The sequence below is a fragment of the Streptomyces sp. NPDC048383 genome (genome assembly GCF_040651775.1).
Taxonomy (GTDB): Bacteria; Actinomycetota; Actinomycetes; order Streptomycetales; family Streptomycetaceae; genus Streptomyces.
Map to the genome: position 1 here is coordinate 69022 of NZ_JBEZKS010000011.1, position 16281 is coordinate 85302.

Here is a 16281-nt window from a genome sequence, read left to right on the forward strand (position 1 = left end):
CTTAAGGGTCATACGGACGAGAGCCCTCCGGGCCTGGCAAGGGGCAGCACGATGATCGAGGCAGTCGGCCTGACCAAGCGCTTCGGCGCGAAGACCGCCGTCGAGCAGCTGTCGTTCCAGGTCAGGCCGGGTCACGTCACCGGTTTCCTGGGGCCGAACGGCTCCGGCAAATCCACCACCATGCGCATGATCCTCGGCCTGGACCGGCCCACCGCCGGTCACGTCACGATCAACGGCTCCCCCTTCCGGGACCTGCCGAACGCCCAGCGCCACGTCGGCGCCCTCCTCGACGCCAAGGCCATGCACGGCGGCCGCAAGGCCCGTACCCACCTGCTGTCGATTGCCCAGCTCTCCGGGATCCCCGAGAAGCGGGTGGACGAGGTACTGGGCGTGGTCGGCCTCCAGGACGCCGCCCGGCAGCGCACCAAGGGCTTCTCCCTCGGCATGGGCCAGCGCCTCGGCATCGCGACCGCCCTCCTCGGTGACCCGCAGGTCCTCCTCTTCGACGAGCCGGTCAACGGACTCGACCCCGAGGGCATCCTCTGGGTGCGCAACCTGATGCGTCAGCTCGCCTCCGAGGGCCGCACCGTCTTCGTCTCCTCGCACCTGATGAGCGAGATGGCACTGACCGCCGACCACCTGATCGTGATCGGCCGGGGCCGACTGCTCGCCGACATGAGCGCCCACGACTTCATCACGCACAACTCGGCCGGATTCGCACGGGTCCGTCCCGCCGCGGACCGTCCCGACGGCCGGTCCGCGCTCGGCACGGCGCTCGTCAAGGCGGGCGCCCGCGTCCTCCAGGAGACGGACGGAGCGCTGCGCGTCACCGGACTGGACCTCCCCCGCATCAGCGACGTCGCCCACGAGAGCGGGGTGCGGCTGTGGGAGCTGTCCCCGCACCGGGCCTCGTTGGAGGAGGCGTACATGCGGATGACCCAGTCCTCCCTGGAGTACACCTCCACCGAGGACCCCCGCGCCGAGCTGTGGGAGCCCGAACCGCTGAGCGTCCCCGAGTGGGAGGAGGAGGCGCCCGTCGCGGAGGTCCCGACGGAGACCGCGGCGAGCTTCTTCGCTCCCCCACCCCCCGCGGCGGGTGGACAGCCCTTCCTGATGCCCGGCAGCGCCGCCGACCTCGCCCCCGCCGTAGGGCAGGGCGACCCGGCGCGGACGCCCGAGAACGCCCAGAGCACCTCCGAGGACCACAGATGACCGCCCGCCCCGCCCCGACCGCGAGCTACACCTCGCCGATGCCCACCCCGCGGCCGCACCTGGGCCACGCGCTGGCCTCGGAGTGGACCAAGCTGACCTCCGTGCGCTCCACCCTGTGGACGCTCGGCTCCCTGGTGGTCCTGGTCGTCGGCGTCGGCCTGTTGGCCATCGTCCAGACCCGGGGCGCGGACTACATGAAGACGCCCTACACGGGGCCGGCCCTCTTCGGCCTCATGGTCGGCCAGGTCGCCGTGATCGTCCTCGGCGTGCTGACGATCTGCTCCGAGTACGGCACCGGACTGATCCGCACCACCTTCACCGCGGCCCCCGAGCGGACGCGGGTGCTCACCGCCAAGTACCTCGTCTTCGGGGCCGTCTCCTTCGCCGTCATCGTGGGCTCGGTGGCGGTCGTCGGCCTGTCCGCCGCCCTGGTGCACAAGGCGTCGCCCGACGGATCCCGATGGGTCTCGGCATGGGCGGGCGCGCTGGGCGGCTGCTTCTACGTCACCCTGCTCGGGGTCCTCGCGCTGGCCGTCGGCGCGCTCGTACGGCATTCCGCGGGCGGCATCGCCGTGATGCTGGGCGTGGTGACCCTGCCGCCCGTGCTCGGCTCCATCCTGACCGCCTGGCCCTCGACGTCGGGGATCGGGGCGGCCGTCCTGCGCTACAACGCCCCGCTCGCGTTGGTCCAGTTCTTCGGGCTCCAGGACGAGGCGACGGTAGAGGGATCACCGGTCCCCGGGAACGGGGCCCAGTTGCTGCTGCTCCTCACGGTGACGGGGGCCGCGATGGCCGCCTCGTACGTCGTGGTCCGGCGCCGGGACGTCTGAGGCGCGGCCGGTCGGCCGGTCCGTCAGTATCTGGGCGCGTTGCGGGACCGTTGCACCTTCGTGGTGCGACGGTCCTTCGCGTTCCAGCAGGCCTTGTGCCAGTGCCGCCGGTCGTCCACGCCGCCGTACTCGGGCCAGGCCACCAGGTGCGGGGTGCCGGAGGGGATCTCCTGGTCGCAGCCGGGGCAGCGGTAGCGCTTGCCCGCCGCGGCCGCGCCCGCCACGTGCCGGACCTTCCACTCCTCGCCCCGGTACTCCTCGGTCCGCTCCAGCCCGAACCGGTCGAGGCCGGTGGCGGGTCGTTCGTCCGGGGTCTCGCCGCCCCTGGGGCGGTTGTGGCGCGGTGACACGTATACCTCACGGGAGGGCGGCGGGCAGTGACTTTCTCCCAGACTACGCGCAGCGAGCCGGGGTACCCGCAGGGTTGCCGGAGATGGCCGGACGGCGCCGGCGGACCGGCCCGACAATCTCAATAACTTTCCGGTGAGGCCGTGCCTTTGGCACGTGTCAGACGTTGTTGCCATCAGACGTTGATGTCATCAGCGGGTCGGTCCACCTGGGGGAGGCCGCGTCAGCCGCGAGGAGGATAAGGGCGATGCGCGTAGGAGCGTTTGTACTGGCGGCCCAGTTTCCGGGTCAGGGGCAGGGGGAGGCACTGCACCGGGCGGTGCGGACCGCCGAGGTGGCCGAGGAGGCCGGACTGGACTCGGTCTGGCTGGCCGAGCACCACTTCGTGCCGTACGGGGTCTGCCCGTCGGCGGTGACCCTGGCGGCGCTGCTGCTGGGGCGGACCCGGCGGCTGCGGGTGGGGACCGCGGTGAGCGTGCTGCCGAGCACGCATCCGGTGGCCCTCGGGGAACAGGCGGCCCTGTTGCACGTCACCTCCGGGGGCCGGTTCACCCTCGGGGTGGGTCGGGGCGGGCCCTGGGTGGACCTGGAGGTGTTCGGGGGCGGCCTGGAGGCGTACGAGAGCGGCTTCTGCGAGGACCTCGACCTGCTGCGGCGCTGGCTGACCGAGTCGCGCGTGGGGGCGGCCGGCGCCCGGCACTCCTTCCGCGAGGTGGCCGTCGTACCCCGCCCGGACGAGGCGCTGGACGGCGACGGGACGGGGCCGGAAGTGATCGTCGCGTGCACGTCCCCGGCGTCGGTCCGCACGGCCGCGCAGCGCGGACTGCCGATGCTGTTGGGCATGCACTGCGGTGACGAGGACAAGGCCGCGATGGTCGCCCTGTGGCGGCGGACCGCGCTGGCGGCCGGGCACCCGCCCGACGCGGTGCGGGCCGCCGGCCACGTCTCGGCGGGCGTCTGCCAGCTGGCGGACCGGACGGCGGACGCCCGCGAGACCCTGGTCAAGGCGATGCCGGGTTGGTTCCGTCAGGGGTTGGACGCGCACGTCACGGTCGACGGCCGGCAGCGCGCGATGCGCGACCCCGTCGCCTACACGGAACTGCTGTGCGCCCTGCATCCGGTCGGCACCCCGAGGGTGGCGGCGGACCGGCTCGCGGCGACCTCGGAACGCACCGGGATCACGCGCTTCGCCCTGCTCACGGAAGGCTCCGGCGACCTCGCCGCGACGGAGGAGAACGTACGGCGCCTCGGCTCCGAGGTGCTGCCGCGTCTGGACGCGGCCGGGGCCTGAGCGCCGGTGGACCGGGCCTGGGCTGCCGCTCCGGTGTCAGTCGCACCTCCCGCGACACGGAGCGGCAGCGCAGTACCGGTCCCGCTAGCAGTCCCGCATCTCCGGCGACTGGTTGAGCAGCTGGCCACGGATCGAGGTGAACCGGGCGTGCCTCTCGTCCGACGAGGAATCCAACGGGAAGACCGCCACGCGGTGGCAGTTCTGGAAGGCCAGGCGCACCCCGAAGTGCCGCTGCAGCGCACCACGTATCGCGTCACTCGCCAGCGCGCGCAGCAGTTGTCCGCGCGCCTGCTCGTCCGGCGGCGGCGTCTGGTTGTCGGCGAACTCTCCGCCCTCAACCTCCAGCTGGGCCGTCAACGAGCTGATCATCTCCCATGCGTAGGGCAGGGAGGTCCGGACGCAGTCGACGAAGGCGGCTTCGTCGACCTCGCCTCGCTCGGCCTGTTCGAGTAGGGCCGGTGAGACGTCGAGCGACATGGGTTCTCCTCTCGTGACCCCGGCCGTTGGGTTGCCGGAGCCTTACGGGCAGGGAAGGAGATCGCGACGCAGAGTGCACGTTCGACGACCTCCCGCTCACCACGGTAGGCGCCCTCCGGGTACCGCACCAGGAGAATGCGCATACAACGCGCCATCGGCGAACGGGGCTTTCAGGGGCGAATCGCGTGGAGGCGCATCCGTCGAGTAGCGTTGCCGACCATGCGTCTCGTCATTGCCCGCTGCTCCGTCGACTACGCGGGCCGGCTCACCGCCCATCTGCCCTCGGCACCCCGTCTGATCCTCGTGAAGGCCGACGGCAGTGTCTCGATCCACGCGGACGACCGGGCGTACAAACCGCTCAACTGGATGTCGCCCCCGTGCACCCTCAAGGAGGGGAGCGGCGACGACGCGGGCGTCTGGACCGTCGTCAACAAGGCGGGCGAGAAGCTCATCATCACCATGGAGGAAGTCCTCCACGACTCCTCCCACGAGCTGGGCACCGACCCCGGTCTCATCAAGGACGGCGTCGAGGCGCACCTCCAGGAGCTGCTCGCCGACCGGATCGACACGTTGGGCGAGGGCTGGACGCTGATCCGGCGCGAGTACATGACCGCGATCGGCCCCGTCGACATCCTGTGCCGGGACGCCTCCGGCGCGACGGTGGCGGTGGAGATCAAGCGCCGCGGCGAGATCGACGGCGTCGAACAGCTCACCCGCTACCTGGAGCTGCTGAACCGCGACCCACATCTGGCACCCGTCCGGGGCGTGTTCGCGGCGCAGGAGATCAAGCCGCAGGCGCGCGTGCTCGCGAACGACCGCGGCATGAACTGCGTGGTGCTCGACTACAACGCCATGCGCGGCATCGAGGACGACAAGCTCCGCCTGTTCTGACCCCCCTGATTTTGGCGCGCGGCCGTACGTCGGACGCGGCGAAGGCCCCCGGATCCGTTCCGGGGGCCTTCGCCGTGTCCGGGGCCGGGACGGCCGCCTCGCGGCGGGGACGCTCCGTCCTGGCGCGGACGCTACGTCGTGGTGGCCGTCGGGGACCGGTCGACGGCCGGGGCGCTGACGCTCGCGGGGTTCGTCGCCGGGGCGGTGGCGGTCCCCGTCGGCGTCTCGGGGACCGTCGGGGTGACGGTGGGCGTCGGGCTGCCCGGTCCGGGCTCGGGGTCCGGGCCCGGGGAGGCGGGGGGCGTCGGGGTGGGCGTCGGCTTGACCGGCGGGCGCGGGGTGGCCGGGGGCATCCCGGGGCGCTGCGGCGCGGTCGTGCGGGGCGCCGGGCCGGTGTGCGGGGCGTCGTCCCCGGCGCCGTCGGGGGCCTCCTCGGGGCCGGACGACTCCGAGGGCGGGGGCGTCGTACCCGGCTCGGGCGCGGGGTCGGTTCCGATCGTGCCCGGGACGGTCGGCGGATCCGTGGCCGCGGTGGTCGGGGTCGAGGACACCGCGGGCTTGGCCGGTGCCTGCGCCTCCCCCGAGGTCAGGGCCAGCCCGATCGCCGTGCCGAGCGCGGCCACCGTCAGCACCCCCGCGGCGGCCAGCAGCGCGGTCCTGCGCCGGGATCCCGGTTCGGCCCCCGGGGCGGGCACGGGTACGGGGACGGTGGCGGGAGCGGGCTCGGTGAGCGGCGGGAACGCGTCCCGGAAGCCGTCGGACAGGATCGCCGGGGCCGGTCCGGTGGCGGGGGCCGACCCACGGATGACGGGGATGACCTGCGTGCTCGCCTCCCCCCGGGCCGGCGCGACGGGCCGCGCGGCAGCCTGCGCGGCAGCGGCCTGCGCGGCGGCGGGCAGCGCGGCGGCGGGCAGTGCGGCAGCGGGCAGTGCGGCAGCGGGCAGTGCGGCAGCCGTGGCGGCGGCTCCGGAGGTCAGGGCCGCGCGGGGAGCCGGCGCCGACACCGCCTTCGGCGTCGGTGCGGCGAACGGGCTCGGCTTCGGGGCCGACCCGGTCCCGGGCAGGGCGACGCCGGCCGCGCCGGGCGGCGTAGCCGCCGGCGGCTCCAGTCGCAGCGGCGGCGAGGCCTGCGCCACGGCCGCCTCCCGGTCGGTGACCAGGGCCAGGGCCCGGCGTCCGGCCACCGTTCCGCGCTTGTCGGCCAGCGCCCCGCGCAGCCCGATGGAGGCCTCCAGCTCGGCGCGCGCCCGGTCGAGGCGACCCTCGCACAGCGCGAGCACGCCCAACTCGTGGTGGAAGTACGCCTGCTCGGCGACCTCTCCCGCCTTGCGGGCGGCCTCGGCGCCCGCGCGCAGCGCCCGTTCCCAGGCCTCCCAGTGCAGGGAGGCGGCGAGGGCCGGGGCCGCCGTACGGGCCAGGAGTACGGCGGCCACCACGTCGGCGCCCGCCAAGGCGGCGAGCACGGCGTCGGCCTCGGCGGCGACGCGCTCCGGGGTCACCGAGGCGTGCCCGGTCCACCAGGCGTAGTGCCGTGCGGCGGTCCGCGCCTCCTCGCCGGCGCTCTCCCCGTACCCGGCCTCCTCCAGCTGTCGGGCGACGCCCTCGGCGAGCCGGTACCGGGGCCCGACCGGGGTGATCAGCCCGCAGCCGAGGAGTTCCGCGACGGCGGAGTCCGCGTGGGTGTCCCCGACCAGGGCGGGGAGGTGGGCGTGGTGCGGCAGCTCGCCGCCGAGCGCGCAGGCCATCCGCAGGGCGGCCCGGGCGGACTCGCTGACCCGGGAGGCCAACAGTTCGGCGGGGGCGGCGGCCTCGGCGAGGGTGGGCAGCGGTACGTGGGCGGGGTCGCGGGGGCGTTCCTCGAAGACGCCGGGTTCCTCGTCGTCGTCCTCGGTGGTGGCCCGGTTCAGTTCGTCGCGCTGGCGCAGCAGGGCGGCCGCCTGGACGAAGCGCAGCGGGAGCCCTTCGGAGGCGAAGCGCAGGTCCCCGGCCCAGGTGGTCTCCTCCTCCGTCAGGGCCCGTCCGGTGGCGGCCTCCAGCAGCAGGACGCAGTCGGCCTTGCCGAGCCCGCCGAGGAAGACCTCCTCCAGGTGCGAGTCGTCGGAGGGGGCCTTGGTGTCGGGGGTCGCGGCGAGCAGGTAGGCGCATTCGGGGGTGGCGCGCAGCAGTTCGTCGAGGGCGGCGCCGCCCAGTTCCAGGTCGTCGAGGAGCACGATGGCGCCGATCTCCCCGACCCGCGCGAGGAGTTCCGTACGGTCGGGCCGTTCGTCGCCGGAGTCGTGGACGGCCCCGTACAGCGCGTGCAGCAGTTCGCCGGGCTGGTGGTGGCCGTGGCCGCTGAGCCGGACGACCCCGTCCGGGGCGAGGCCCGCGCAGGCGGTGGCGACGGAGTCGAGGAGCGCGGTACGGCCCGACCCGGCGGGCCCGGTCAGGCGTACGGAGCGGCCGCGGCCCAGCAGTCGTACGAGGCGCTCCCGTTCCTCGGCGCGCTCCAGGAGCGGCCGGGCGGGCAGGGGCGGTCCCGGCAGCGCGGGCGGGCGCCCGGCGGTGTCGCGGGCGGCCCGGTCGGCGGCGTCGCGCTTCGCGGGGCGGCCCTTGGCCGTGCCGGGGCGCAGGGGCTCGATCTCGCTGCCGTCGACGGGGTTGACGGTGAGGGAGAAGGTCCCGGCGGTCAGGGTGACGACCCGCGCGGCCGGTGTGGCGGCCGGCACGACGGCCGTGCCGGTGCCGCGGCCGTCGGGGGCCTGACGGGTGGGTTCCGCGGCCGGCTCTTCGGCCGGGGCCGCCGCCCGGCCGTCCCGATCGGGCTGCCCCTGAGTACGGTCCATGACCAAGTCCCCCGATCGCGTCGCGCGCGCCGTCGCCGTCGTGTCCACGCCCGGCCTTCGCTCGCCGCTGTCGCTACTGGTCCGGTTTCCGCCCGAACCCTAGACCGTGGCCCGCCGCGCGGGAACCGCCGGGGTGCCTTCACCACCGGACCGTTATGTTTCCCGGCGGGGCCGCCGGGGCCCGTCCGTCAGTCCTTCCGGCCGGTCAGGGCCACGGTGACGCCGAGGCCGATCATGGTGAGTCCGCCCGCGCCGCCCACCAGGGAGAGCCGCCGCGGCGAGCCCGCGAACCAGCCGCGGGCGCCGGCCGCGACCAGCCCCCAGGCGCTGTCGAGGACGATCGCGATCAGGTTGAAGAGCAGACCGAGGAACAGCATCTGCGCCGTCGGGTGACCTGCGGCGCGGTCCACGAACTGGGGCAGCACGGCGGCGAAGAACACCATCGTCTTGGGGTTGGCGACGCCGACGACGAACCCCTCCCCCAGGGTTCGCAGGCCGCCGCACGCCGGCGGTGCGCCGCCGGTGACGGCGGCGTGCAGGTCGCCGCGCCGGCGCCACGCCGTGACGCCGAGGTACACGAGGTAGCCGGCGCCGATCAGCTTGAGCGCCGTGAAGACGAGCACCGAGCGTTCGACGACGGCCCCGACGCCGAGGGCGACGGCCACGACGAGGACGCAGGAGCCCATCGTGTTGCCGAGGACCGTGGTGAGCGCGGCGCGGCGGCCCTGGGCCAGGGCCCGTCCGATGACGAAGAGCACACTGGGGCCGGGGATCACGATCAGGAGGAACGCCATGGCCGCGAAGGCCAACGCCCGGTCGGTGGACACCATGCGGCCATGAAAGCGGAGGGGGGCGCGGGGCGCAGCCCATTATTCCTCCGTGCGGCGGACGCCCGTGGGGCCCCGTCCGCGCCCCGGGTCAGACCCGGGGCAGGGACTCCGCTTCCAGCCCGCCCTCGATCGCGAGGATGCGGTGCAGTCGGGTCGCCACGAGGAGGCGTTGCATCTGGGCGGGGACCCCGCGCAGGACGAGGCGCCGCCCGGTCCGGCCGGCCCGCCGGTGGGCTCCCATGATCACGCCGAGTCCGGTCGCGTCCCAGGAGTCGAGTCCGGTCAGGTCGAGCACGAGGTCGCCGTGCCCGTCGTCCAGGGCACTGTGCAGGACCGTACGGGCGTCCGCCGCGCTGCGCACGTCGAGGCGACCCCCGACCGCGAGTTCGGCGTGGTCGCCCCTGATGTGCATGTGTACTCCCCGGCTGTGCCGCGTGCGTGTGGTCCGACTCCCGTGGTCGGCAACTCTCACTGCAACTGACTGCCTCGCGGGCAGGGAAGTTGCCGACCGTGAGCGAACCGATACCTAATTCACCCCGGAGGGTGAAGCCATTCGAACGGTGATGCTCAATGCTCCGGTGGTGCTCAGTGCTTGTAGAACCCCTGGCCGCTCTTGCGGCCGATGTCGCCCGCGTCGACCATCCGGCGCATCAGCTCCGGCGGCGCGAACTTCTCGTCCTGCGACTCGGTGTAGATGTTGCTGGTGGCGTGCAGCAGGATGTCGACGCCCGTGAGGTCGGCGGTGGCGAGGGGGCCCATGGCGTGGCCGAAGCCCAGCTTGCAGGCGATGTCGATGTCCTCGGCGGAGGCGACGCCCGACTCGTACAGCTTGGCGGCCTCGACGACCAGCGCGGAGATCAGACGGGTCGTCACGAAGCCGGCGACGTCGCGGTTGACGACGATGCAGGTCTTGCCGACGGATTCGGCGAACGCCCGGGTCGTGGCGAGGGTCTCGTCGCTGGTCTTGTAACCGCGCACCAGCTCGCACAGCTGCATCATCGGGACGGGCGAGAAGAAGTGCGCGCCGACGACCCGCTCCGGACGCTTCGTCACGGCCGCGATCTTGGTGATCGGGATGGCGGAGGTGTTGGAGGCGAGGACCGCGTCGTCGCGCACCAGCTCGTCGAGCGCGCGGAAGATCTCGTGCTTGACCTCCAGCTTCTCGAAGACGGCCTCGACGACGATGTCGGCGTCGGCGACCGCGCCGAGATCGGTGGTCGTGGTGATCCGGCCCAGGGCCGCCTCGGCGTCCTGCGCCGTCAGCTTGCCCTTGGCGACGAACCGGTCGTACGAGGCCTTGATCCCGTCCGTACCGCGGGTCAGCGCGGCGTCCGTGACGTCTCGCAGGACCACGTCCCAACCCGCCTGAGCGGAGACCTGCGCGATCCCGGAACCCATCAGTCCGGCACCGATGACGGCGAGCTTCCCAGCCACTGCACACCCCTTAGTTCTTCACGCGGCCCAGTCTCGTAGCCTCTTCGGCGGAGACTAGCGTCCGTGGAGGGCGGTGTGACCGCGAAGTAACACGCGTCACGTCTCAGATGACGGACATCACACCGGTACGGCCCAGCACCCCTGCACAGCCTTCCAGTTCACCCGGCCCGCCCCCGGAAGCAGCGCTTCGCCGGCTCCACCGGGCCGGTCTACCCTGGCCGCATGGTGAACCTCACGCGCATCTACACCCGTACCGGCGACAAGGGCACGACCGCCCTGGGCGACATGAGCCGGACGCGGAAGACCGACCTGCGGATCTCGGCGTACGCCGACGCGAACGAGGCCAACGCGGCCATCGGGACGGCGATCGCGCTGGGCGCGCTCCCGGACGAGGTGGTGAAGGTCCTGGTCCGCGTGCAGAACGACCTGTTCGACGTGGGCGCGGACCTGTGCACCCCGGTCGTGGAGGCGTCCGCTCTTTCGGAAGAAATGGGCCCGCCGCTGCGCGTCGAGCAGTTCTACGTCGACAAGCTGGAGGCGGACTGCGACCTGTTCCTGGAGCGGGTCGAGAAGCTGCGCAGCTTCATCCTGCCCGGCGGCACCCCCGGCGCGGCCCTGTTGCACCAGGCCTGCACGGTGGTCCGGCGCGCCGAGCGCTCCACGTGGGCGGCGCTGGAGGTGCACGGCGAGGTGATGAACCCGCTGACCGCCACCTACCTCAACCGCCTCTCCGACCTCCTGTTCATCCTGGCCCGGGTGGCCAACAAGGAGGTCGGGGACGTGCTGTGGGTGCCCGGTGGCGAGCGGTAGGTCCGCCCTCCCGGGTCCTGCCGGTCAGGCGAGGGGGCCGGTCTTCACGCGGTCGGGTTCGGTTCCGGCCGGGGCCTTCTTCGGCCAGATCGTGTAGCAGACGGCGATGACGCCGTGGATCCCGACGACGCGAAGGGCCGCGCCCTGGTAGCTCGTGAGCGAGCTGACGTCACCCGCGTCACCGACGTACCAAACGGCGGCCTGGAGCAGGACGATCGCGACGACCGCGGCGACGACGGTGCGGCCCCACAGCTTCCACTCGTGGACGGCCCGCGCCCTGCCGTAACCGGCGCCGGCCGGCTTCGGGCCGCCGGCCAGCCGGTGGGCCGCGTGGCCGTCGAGCCACTTCACCGTGTAGTGGCCGTAGGCGACGGTGTAGCCGAGGTAGAGGGCGGCCACCCCGTGCTTCCAGTCGGGGGTGGCGCCGTTCTTCAGGTCGAGGGTGGTCACGACCAGCAGGACGAGTTCCAGCAGGGGCTCGCACAACAGGACCGCGGCCCCCAGTCGGGGCATCCTCGCCAGGTAGCGCAGGCCCAGCCCCGCCGCCAGCAGCACCCAGAAACCGACCTCACACGCGATGATCATCGCGACGATCACGGCTCTCTCCGTTCCGCTCGTCCTCCGGGTTCTCCGGTTCTCCTCCAGGCTGGCTCCCGCGGCGGCCCGTTTCGTCGTCTCAGGTGACGAAAGCGCACTGCATCCTTCGATGTAGTGCGGGTTCCGTCCCGGTGTCGACGTGCGCGGCCGTGCCGGCGTGTTGGATGGGAACGTGACCCCGCAGCCGCCCCGCCCCCACCGCGACGATGTCCTGATCGCACTGGTCAGCGTGCTCGCGGGACTGCTCCTCTGGTCCCTCGGCGTGCACAGCAACACCCGCCCGCACTTCGCCCCCGCCTGGGCGGCCCTGGTACCGCTGTTGGTCATGGGCGGCCTGGAACTGCTGCGCCGCACCCACCCCCTGGTGACCCTGCCCGTCGGGACGGTCGCCCTGGTCGTCGACCAGTTCACGGTGGGAAACCTGGCCACGGTCCTCATGTACACGGACCTGATGTACGCGGCCGCCCTCTACGGAAAACCCGCCACGGCCCGCCGGCTCCCGGTCGCCACCGGGCTCCTCACCGTCGCCGTCACCATCGCCTCCGTGGCCTGGCTGCGCACCCCGCAGGCGCTGCTGATCGGGGTCATCGCGGGCATCGTCACCTTCGGCCCGGCCATGACCGGCGCCACCCTGCGCAACCACCGCGACGCCGCGAACGCCGCTCGGCTGCGCGCCGAGCAGACGGCCCTGTTGGCCGAAATGGACCGGTCCCAGGCGGTGGCCGCGGAGCGGGCCCGGATGGCCCGCGAGCTCCACGACATGGTGGCCAACCACCTCTCGGCGATCGCCATCCACTCGACCGCCGCGCTGTCCATCGACTCCCCCGCGACGAGCCGCGAGGCCCTCGGGGTGATCCGTGAGAACAGCGTGCAGGGGCTGGCCGAAATGCGTCGGCTCATCGGGCTGCTGCGCGACGCGGGCGCCGGGACGGACGCCGTGGCGGTGCCCACCCTCGACGGGCTGGAGGCGCTGCTGGCCCAGGCCCGGACGAACGGAGCCGCGAGCGGGCTGGAGTTCGCCCTGGACGACGGCCGCCCCGAGGCCGGGCCGCCGCTGCCGACCCCGGTGGAACTGGCGGCGTACCGGATCGTGCAGGAGTCGCTGACCAACGCCCTCAAGCACGCCGGCCCGGGCACCGTCACCGTCCGGGTGGCCTGCGCGGACGGCGTGCTGTCGGTGGCGGTCGACTCCCCCCGCGGCGGCCGGCACGACCCCCGGGCGCCCGGCTCCGGGGCGGGGCTGATCGGCATGCGCGAGCGGACGGACCTGCTCGGCGGAACGTTCACCGCGGGCCCGGCCGGGCCCGTCTGGCAGGTGCGGGCGACGCTGCCCGCCGACGAAGGAGCCGTACCGGCATGAACCAGCGGAACATCCGGGTGCTGGTCGCCGAGGACCAGAGCGCGGTGCGCGCGGGCCTCGTACTGATCCTGCGCAGCGCCGGGGACATCGAGGTGGTGGGCGAGGCCACCGACGGGGAGGAGGCGGTGCGCCTCGCCCGCGATCTTCGGCCGGATCTGGTCCTCATGGACGTGCAGATGCCGCGCCTGGACGGGGTGGCGGCCACCCGGCAGGTGGTCGCCGAGTCGCTGGCGGACGTCCTCGTCCTGACCACCTTCGACCTCGACGAGTACGTCTTCGGCGCCCTGCGGGCGGGCGCCTGCGGGTTCCTGCTGAAGGACGCCGACGCCGCGGAGTTGATCGCGGCCGTCCGTACGGTGGCGAGCGGCGAGGGGCTGATCGCGCCCGCGGTGACCCGGCGCCTGATCGCCGAGTTCGCGGCGCCCCGCGCGCGGCGGCCCTCCGTGGCGCCGGAGACGGCCGCGGCCGTGGAATCGCTGACGCGGCGCGAACGGGAGGTGCTCGGCGCCCTGGGCGGGGGGCTGTCGAACGCGGAGATCGCCGCCCGTCTGGACATGGCGGAGGCAACGGTGAAGACGCACGTCAGCCGTCTGCTGGGGAAGTTGGAGCTGCGCAGTCGGGTCCAAGCGGCGGTACTGGCGCAGGAGTTGGGGGATCTGGACGAGCGCTGGAGGTAAGGTCTGGACCTCTTGACGGTTGGTCCAGACCTTTCTAGTCTCACCGAAACACTGTGGTGAGCGTGCCATGACGACCGTCATGACGAGGCGTGCTCACGGGCGGCGCAGGTCCCACCCCCATGTGCCCGGTCGGCCCCACGACCGGCACGGACCTACGGAGGGGAACACCCTTGAGCACAGCACCCCCACTACGTACCCGTCTGTACAGAAGGTTGGCCGCCACGGTGGCCGTCTTCGCCCTGCCCATCGCCGGCCTCGTCGGCCTGGCCGGACCCGCACAGGCTGCCACCTCCGCGACGGCGACCTACACCAAGGCCTCCGACTGGGGCTCCGGTTTCGAGGGCAGGTGGACGGTCAAGAACACCGGCACCACCACGCTGTCCAGCTGGACCGTGGAGTGGGACTACCCCGCCGGCACCAGGGTCACCTCCGCCTGGGACGCCACCGTCACCAGCTCGGGCAACCGCTGGACCGCCAAGAACCTCGGCTGGAACGGCTCCCTCACCCCGGGCCAGAGCATCACCTTCGGGTTCAACGGCTCCGGCACCGGCGCCCCATCCGGCTGCAAGATCAACGGCGGCGCCTGTGACGGCGGCAGCCAGCCCGGCGACGCCGCCCCCTCGGCCCCCGGCACCCCCACGGCCTCCGGGGTCACCGAAACCGCCCTGACCCTGTCCTGGTCGGCGGCCACCGACGACAAGGGCATCAAGAACTACGACGTCTACCGCAACGGCGCCAAGGTCACCACGGTCACCGGCACCAGCTACGGCGACTCGGGCCTGACCAAGGGCACCTCGTACACGTACTCGGTCGTCGCCCGCGACACCGCGGACCAGACCGGCCCCTCCTCCGGCGAGCTCGCCCTCACCACCCCGGGCGGCGGCGGCACGGACCCGGGCGCCGGCACCAAGGTCAAGCTGGGCTACTTCACCAACTGGGGCGTCTACGGGCGCAACTACCACGTGAAGAACCTGGTCACCTCCGGCTCCGCGTCGAAGATCACGCACATCAACTACGCCTTCGGCAACGTGCAGGGCGGCAAGTGCACCATCGGTGACGCCTACGCGGACTACGACAAGGCCTACACCGCCGACCAGAGCGTCGACGGCAAGGCCGACACCTGGGACCAGCCGCTGCGCGGCAACTTCAACCAGCTCCGCAAGCTGAAGGCCCAGTACCCCCACATCAAGATCCTGTGGTCCTTCGGCGGCTGGACCTGGTCCGGCGGCTTCGGCCAGGCGGTGTCCAACCCGACCGCCTTCGCCCAGTCCTGCTACGACCTCGTGGAGGACCCGCGCTGGGCCGACGTCTTCGACGGCATCGACCTCGACTGGGAGTACCCGAACGCCTGCGGCCTGACCTGCGACACCAGCGGCGCCGCCTCACTCAAGAACATGATGCAGGCCATGCGCGCCAAGTTCGGCGCGAACAACCTGGTCACCGCGGCCATCTCCGCCGACGGCGCCAACGGCGGCAAGCTCGACGCGGCCGACTACGGCGGCGCGGCCCAGTACGTCGACTTCTACAACGTCATGACGTACGACTTCTTCGGCTCCTGGGCCGCCCAGGGCCCGACCGCCCCGCACTCCCCGCTCACCGCCTACCCGGGCATCCCGCAGGACGGCTTCAACTCCGAGGCCGCGATCACCAAGCTCAAGGGCAAGGGCATCCCCGGCTCGAAGCTCAACCTCGGCATCGGCTTCTACGGCCGCGGCTGGACCGGCGTCACCCAGGCCACGCCCGGCGGCACCGCCACCGGCCCGGCCCCGGGCACGTACGAGCCGGGCAACGAGGACTACAAGGTCCTCAAGGTCACCTGCCCGAGCACCGGCACCATCGCCGGCACGGCCTACGCCAAGTGCGGCAGCAACTGGTGGAGCTACGACACCCCCGCCACGGTCGCCACGAAGATGAACTGGACCAAGCAGCAGGGACTCCGCGGCGCCTTCTTCTGGGAGTTCAGCGGCGACACCACCAACGGCGAACTCGCCAACGCGATCCACACCGGGCTCCAGTAACCCCCACTGAACGAACCCGGTGACAGACGAAGCCGGGGAGTCGGGTCCGTCCCCCGCCTCCCCGGCTTCTCCACATCCGATGCGGCCCGGACCCCACGGCGGACCGTGGCGCCGGCCGGCCGCGGCCTCGGGCCACGTTCACCCTCCCCCCGGACCTCGTCCGTGGGGACCCCCTACCAGCGGGCGGGCATCACGCCACGTTCACCCGCTGGCCGGGAGGCGCCGCCTCCAGCCAGGCCAGGAATCCGGTCAGCGCGTCGTCGCTCATCGCCAGCTCCAGGCGGGTTCCCCGGTGGGAACAGCCGAGCACGACCGCGTCCGACAGCAGGGCAAGCTCCTCCTCGCCCTCGGGCGCGCGGCGGGCGAGCACCTCGATGGAGGAGCGCTCCAGCAGCCGACGCGGGCGCGGAGAGTACGAGAACACCCGGAACCACTCGATCCGGTCACCGCTGTAGCGGGCGACCCCGTAGACCCAGCCCTTGCCGGACACGTCCGACTCGTCGGCCACGTCCCAGCGCATGCTGCAGTCGAAGGTCCCGCCGGACCGCTGGATCAATCTGCGGCGCAGTCCGAACACAAACAGCCCGATCACCACCAGGGCTACGACCAGGCCGCTCACAAGCAGAGCGAGGAGCATCTTCACCGACCTCCTCGCTCATCGAAACACGTCACACGACCGAG

General features: G+C 72.9%; 16 protein-coding genes. 8 read left to right on the forward strand and 8 right to left on the reverse strand.

The features are described 5' to 3' along the window. The first annotated feature begins 51 nt into the window (after positions 1-51). Together AB0D46_RS10675 and AB0D46_RS10680 are read left to right on the forward strand one after the other, a co-directional pair. The gene (locus AB0D46_RS10675; RefSeq protein WP_362876933.1) at positions 52-1212 is read left to right on the forward strand and encodes an ABC transporter ATP-binding protein; all 1161 of its coding nucleotides are present in this window, start codon (positions 52-54) and stop codon (positions 1210-1212) included. After that, entirely contained in the window at positions 1209-2042 is an 834-nt protein-coding gene (locus tag AB0D46_RS10680; protein WP_362876934.1) for an ABC transporter permease, read from the forward strand. Before AB0D46_RS10675 ends, AB0D46_RS10680 begins: the two co-directional genes overlap by 4 nt. A 23-nt stretch (positions 2043-2065) precedes the next feature. On the opposite strand, the gene AB0D46_RS10685 is transcribed toward AB0D46_RS10680, so the two are convergent. Next, positions 2066-2392 (reverse strand): ATP/GTP-binding protein, encoded by a 327-nt coding sequence (locus tag AB0D46_RS10685; RefSeq protein ID WP_362876935.1) that lies wholly within the window; start codon positions 2390-2392, stop codon positions 2066-2068. 245 nt (positions 2393-2637) lie between these two features. On the opposite strand from AB0D46_RS10685, the gene AB0D46_RS10690 reads away from it, so the two are divergent. Beyond that, entirely contained in the window at positions 2638-3681 is a 1044-nt protein-coding gene (locus tag AB0D46_RS10690) for an LLM class flavin-dependent oxidoreductase (RefSeq protein ID WP_362876936.1), read from the forward strand. An 84-nt stretch (positions 3682-3765) separates the two neighbouring features. Here AB0D46_RS10690 and AB0D46_RS10695 read toward each other — a convergent pair whose 3' ends face one another. Next, positions 3766-4158: an SCO5389 family protein gene (locus tag AB0D46_RS10695; protein WP_281209691.1), complete on the reverse strand. Its 393-nt coding sequence runs from the start codon at positions 4156-4158 to the stop codon at positions 3766-3768. Between the two features lie 219 nt (positions 4159-4377). Between AB0D46_RS10695 and nucS the strand changes: the two genes are divergently transcribed. Beyond that, entirely contained in the window at positions 4378-5049 is a 672-nt protein-coding gene (nucS, locus tag AB0D46_RS10700; protein ID WP_362876937.1) for an endonuclease NucS, read from the forward strand. Between the two features lie 131 nt (positions 5050-5180). On the opposite strand, the gene AB0D46_RS10705 is transcribed toward nucS, so the two are convergent. The 4 genes from AB0D46_RS10705 to AB0D46_RS10720 form a co-directional block, all read right to left on the reverse strand. Beyond that, the gene (locus AB0D46_RS10705; protein ID WP_362876938.1) at positions 5181-7874 is read right to left on the reverse strand and encodes an ATP-binding protein; all 2694 of its coding nucleotides are present in this window, start codon (positions 7872-7874) and stop codon (positions 5181-5183) included. A 188-nt stretch (positions 7875-8062) separates the two neighbouring features. Continuing rightward, positions 8063-8704 carry a LysE family translocator gene (locus tag AB0D46_RS10710; protein WP_362876939.1) on the reverse strand — a complete coding sequence of 214 codons (642 nt, stop codon included), beginning with the start codon at positions 8702-8704 and terminating at the stop codon, positions 8063-8065. Between the two features lie 88 nt (positions 8705-8792). Beyond that, positions 8793-9116 carry an STAS domain-containing protein gene (locus tag AB0D46_RS10715; RefSeq protein WP_362876940.1) on the reverse strand — a complete coding sequence of 108 codons (324 nt, stop codon included), beginning with the start codon at positions 9114-9116 and terminating at the stop codon, positions 8793-8795. A gap of 173 nt (positions 9117-9289) precedes the next feature. After that, complete coding sequence (locus AB0D46_RS10720) at positions 9290-10138, reverse strand: 3-hydroxyacyl-CoA dehydrogenase family protein (RefSeq protein WP_362876941.1); 849 nt, start codon at positions 10136-10138, stop codon at positions 9290-9292. 222 nt (positions 10139-10360) lie between these two features. On the opposite strand from AB0D46_RS10720, the gene AB0D46_RS10725 reads away from it, so the two are divergent. Next, complete coding sequence (locus tag AB0D46_RS10725; protein ID WP_362876942.1) at positions 10361-10948, forward strand: cob(I)yrinic acid a,c-diamide adenosyltransferase; 588 nt, start codon at positions 10361-10363, stop codon at positions 10946-10948. Between the two features lie 24 nt (positions 10949-10972). Here the strand turns inward: AB0D46_RS10725 and AB0D46_RS10730 are convergent, their stop codons facing one another. Further along, a complete protein-coding gene (locus AB0D46_RS10730) occupies positions 10973-11545 on the reverse strand; it encodes a hypothetical protein (protein ID WP_362876943.1) in 573 nt (190 codons plus the stop codon). Between the two features lie 172 nt (positions 11546-11717). On the opposite strand from AB0D46_RS10730, the gene AB0D46_RS10735 reads away from it, so the two are divergent. From AB0D46_RS10735 to AB0D46_RS10745, 3 genes are all read left to right on the forward strand, one after another. Continuing rightward, positions 11718-12905 carry a histidine kinase gene (locus tag AB0D46_RS10735; RefSeq protein WP_362876944.1) on the forward strand — a complete coding sequence of 396 codons (1188 nt, stop codon included), beginning with the start codon at positions 11718-11720 and terminating at the stop codon, positions 12903-12905. After that, on the forward strand, positions 12902-13582 hold the full coding sequence (locus AB0D46_RS10740; protein ID WP_362876945.1) for a response regulator transcription factor: 681 nt from the start codon (positions 12902-12904) through the stop codon (positions 13580-13582). Before AB0D46_RS10735 ends, AB0D46_RS10740 begins: the two co-directional genes overlap by 4 nt. Before the next feature lie 119 nt (positions 13583-13701). Beyond that, complete coding sequence (locus tag AB0D46_RS10745) at positions 13702-15600, forward strand: glycoside hydrolase family 18 chitinase (RefSeq protein WP_362876946.1); 1899 nt, start codon at positions 13702-13704, stop codon at positions 15598-15600. A 190-nt stretch (positions 15601-15790) separates the two neighbouring features. On the opposite strand, the gene AB0D46_RS10750 is transcribed toward AB0D46_RS10745, so the two are convergent. Next, the gene (locus tag AB0D46_RS10750; RefSeq protein ID WP_362876947.1) at positions 15791-16237 is read right to left on the reverse strand and encodes a DUF2550 domain-containing protein; all 447 of its coding nucleotides are present in this window, start codon (positions 16235-16237) and stop codon (positions 15791-15793) included. Positions 16238-16281 lie beyond the last annotated feature (44 nt).

What these genes read in the sequence shown, in the direction of transcription:
- AB0D46_RS10705 (WP_362876938.1), bottom strand. Translation starts at nt 7,874, where the DNA reads ATGGACCGTACTCAGGGGCAGCCCGATCGGGACGGCCGGGCGGCGGCC.
- AB0D46_RS10740 (WP_362876945.1), top strand. Translation starts at nt 12,902, where the DNA reads ATGAACCAGCGGAACATCCGGGTGCTGGTCGCCGAGGACCAGAGCGCG.
- AB0D46_RS10690 (WP_362876936.1), top strand. Translation starts at nt 2,638, where the DNA reads ATGCGCGTAGGAGCGTTTGTACTGGCGGCCCAGTTTCCGGGTCAGGGG.
- AB0D46_RS10675 (WP_362876933.1), top strand. Translation starts at nt 52, where the DNA reads ATGATCGAGGCAGTCGGCCTGACCAAGCGCTTCGGCGCGAAGACCGCC.
- nucS (WP_362876937.1), top strand. Translation starts at nt 4,378, where the DNA reads ATGCGTCTCGTCATTGCCCGCTGCTCCGTCGACTACGCGGGCCGGCTC.
- AB0D46_RS10715 (WP_362876940.1), bottom strand. Translation starts at nt 9,116, where the DNA reads ATGCACATCAGGGGCGACCACGCCGAACTCGCGGTCGGGGGTCGCCTC.
- AB0D46_RS10680 (WP_362876934.1), top strand. Translation starts at nt 1,209, where the DNA reads ATGACCGCCCGCCCCGCCCCGACCGCGAGCTACACCTCGCCGATGCCC.
- AB0D46_RS10695 (WP_281209691.1), bottom strand. Translation starts at nt 4,158, where the DNA reads ATGTCGCTCGACGTCTCACCGGCCCTACTCGAACAGGCCGAGCGAGGC.
- AB0D46_RS10725 (WP_362876942.1), top strand. Translation starts at nt 10,361, where the DNA reads ATGGTGAACCTCACGCGCATCTACACCCGTACCGGCGACAAGGGCACG.
- AB0D46_RS10750 (WP_362876947.1), bottom strand. Translation starts at nt 16,237, where the DNA reads ATGCTCCTCGCTCTGCTTGTGAGCGGCCTGGTCGTAGCCCTGGTGGTG.
- AB0D46_RS10745 (WP_362876946.1), top strand. Translation starts at nt 13,702, where the DNA reads ATGTGCCCGGTCGGCCCCACGACCGGCACGGACCTACGGAGGGGAACA.
- AB0D46_RS10710 (WP_362876939.1), bottom strand. Translation starts at nt 8,704, where the DNA reads ATGGTGTCCACCGACCGGGCGTTGGCCTTCGCGGCCATGGCGTTCCTC.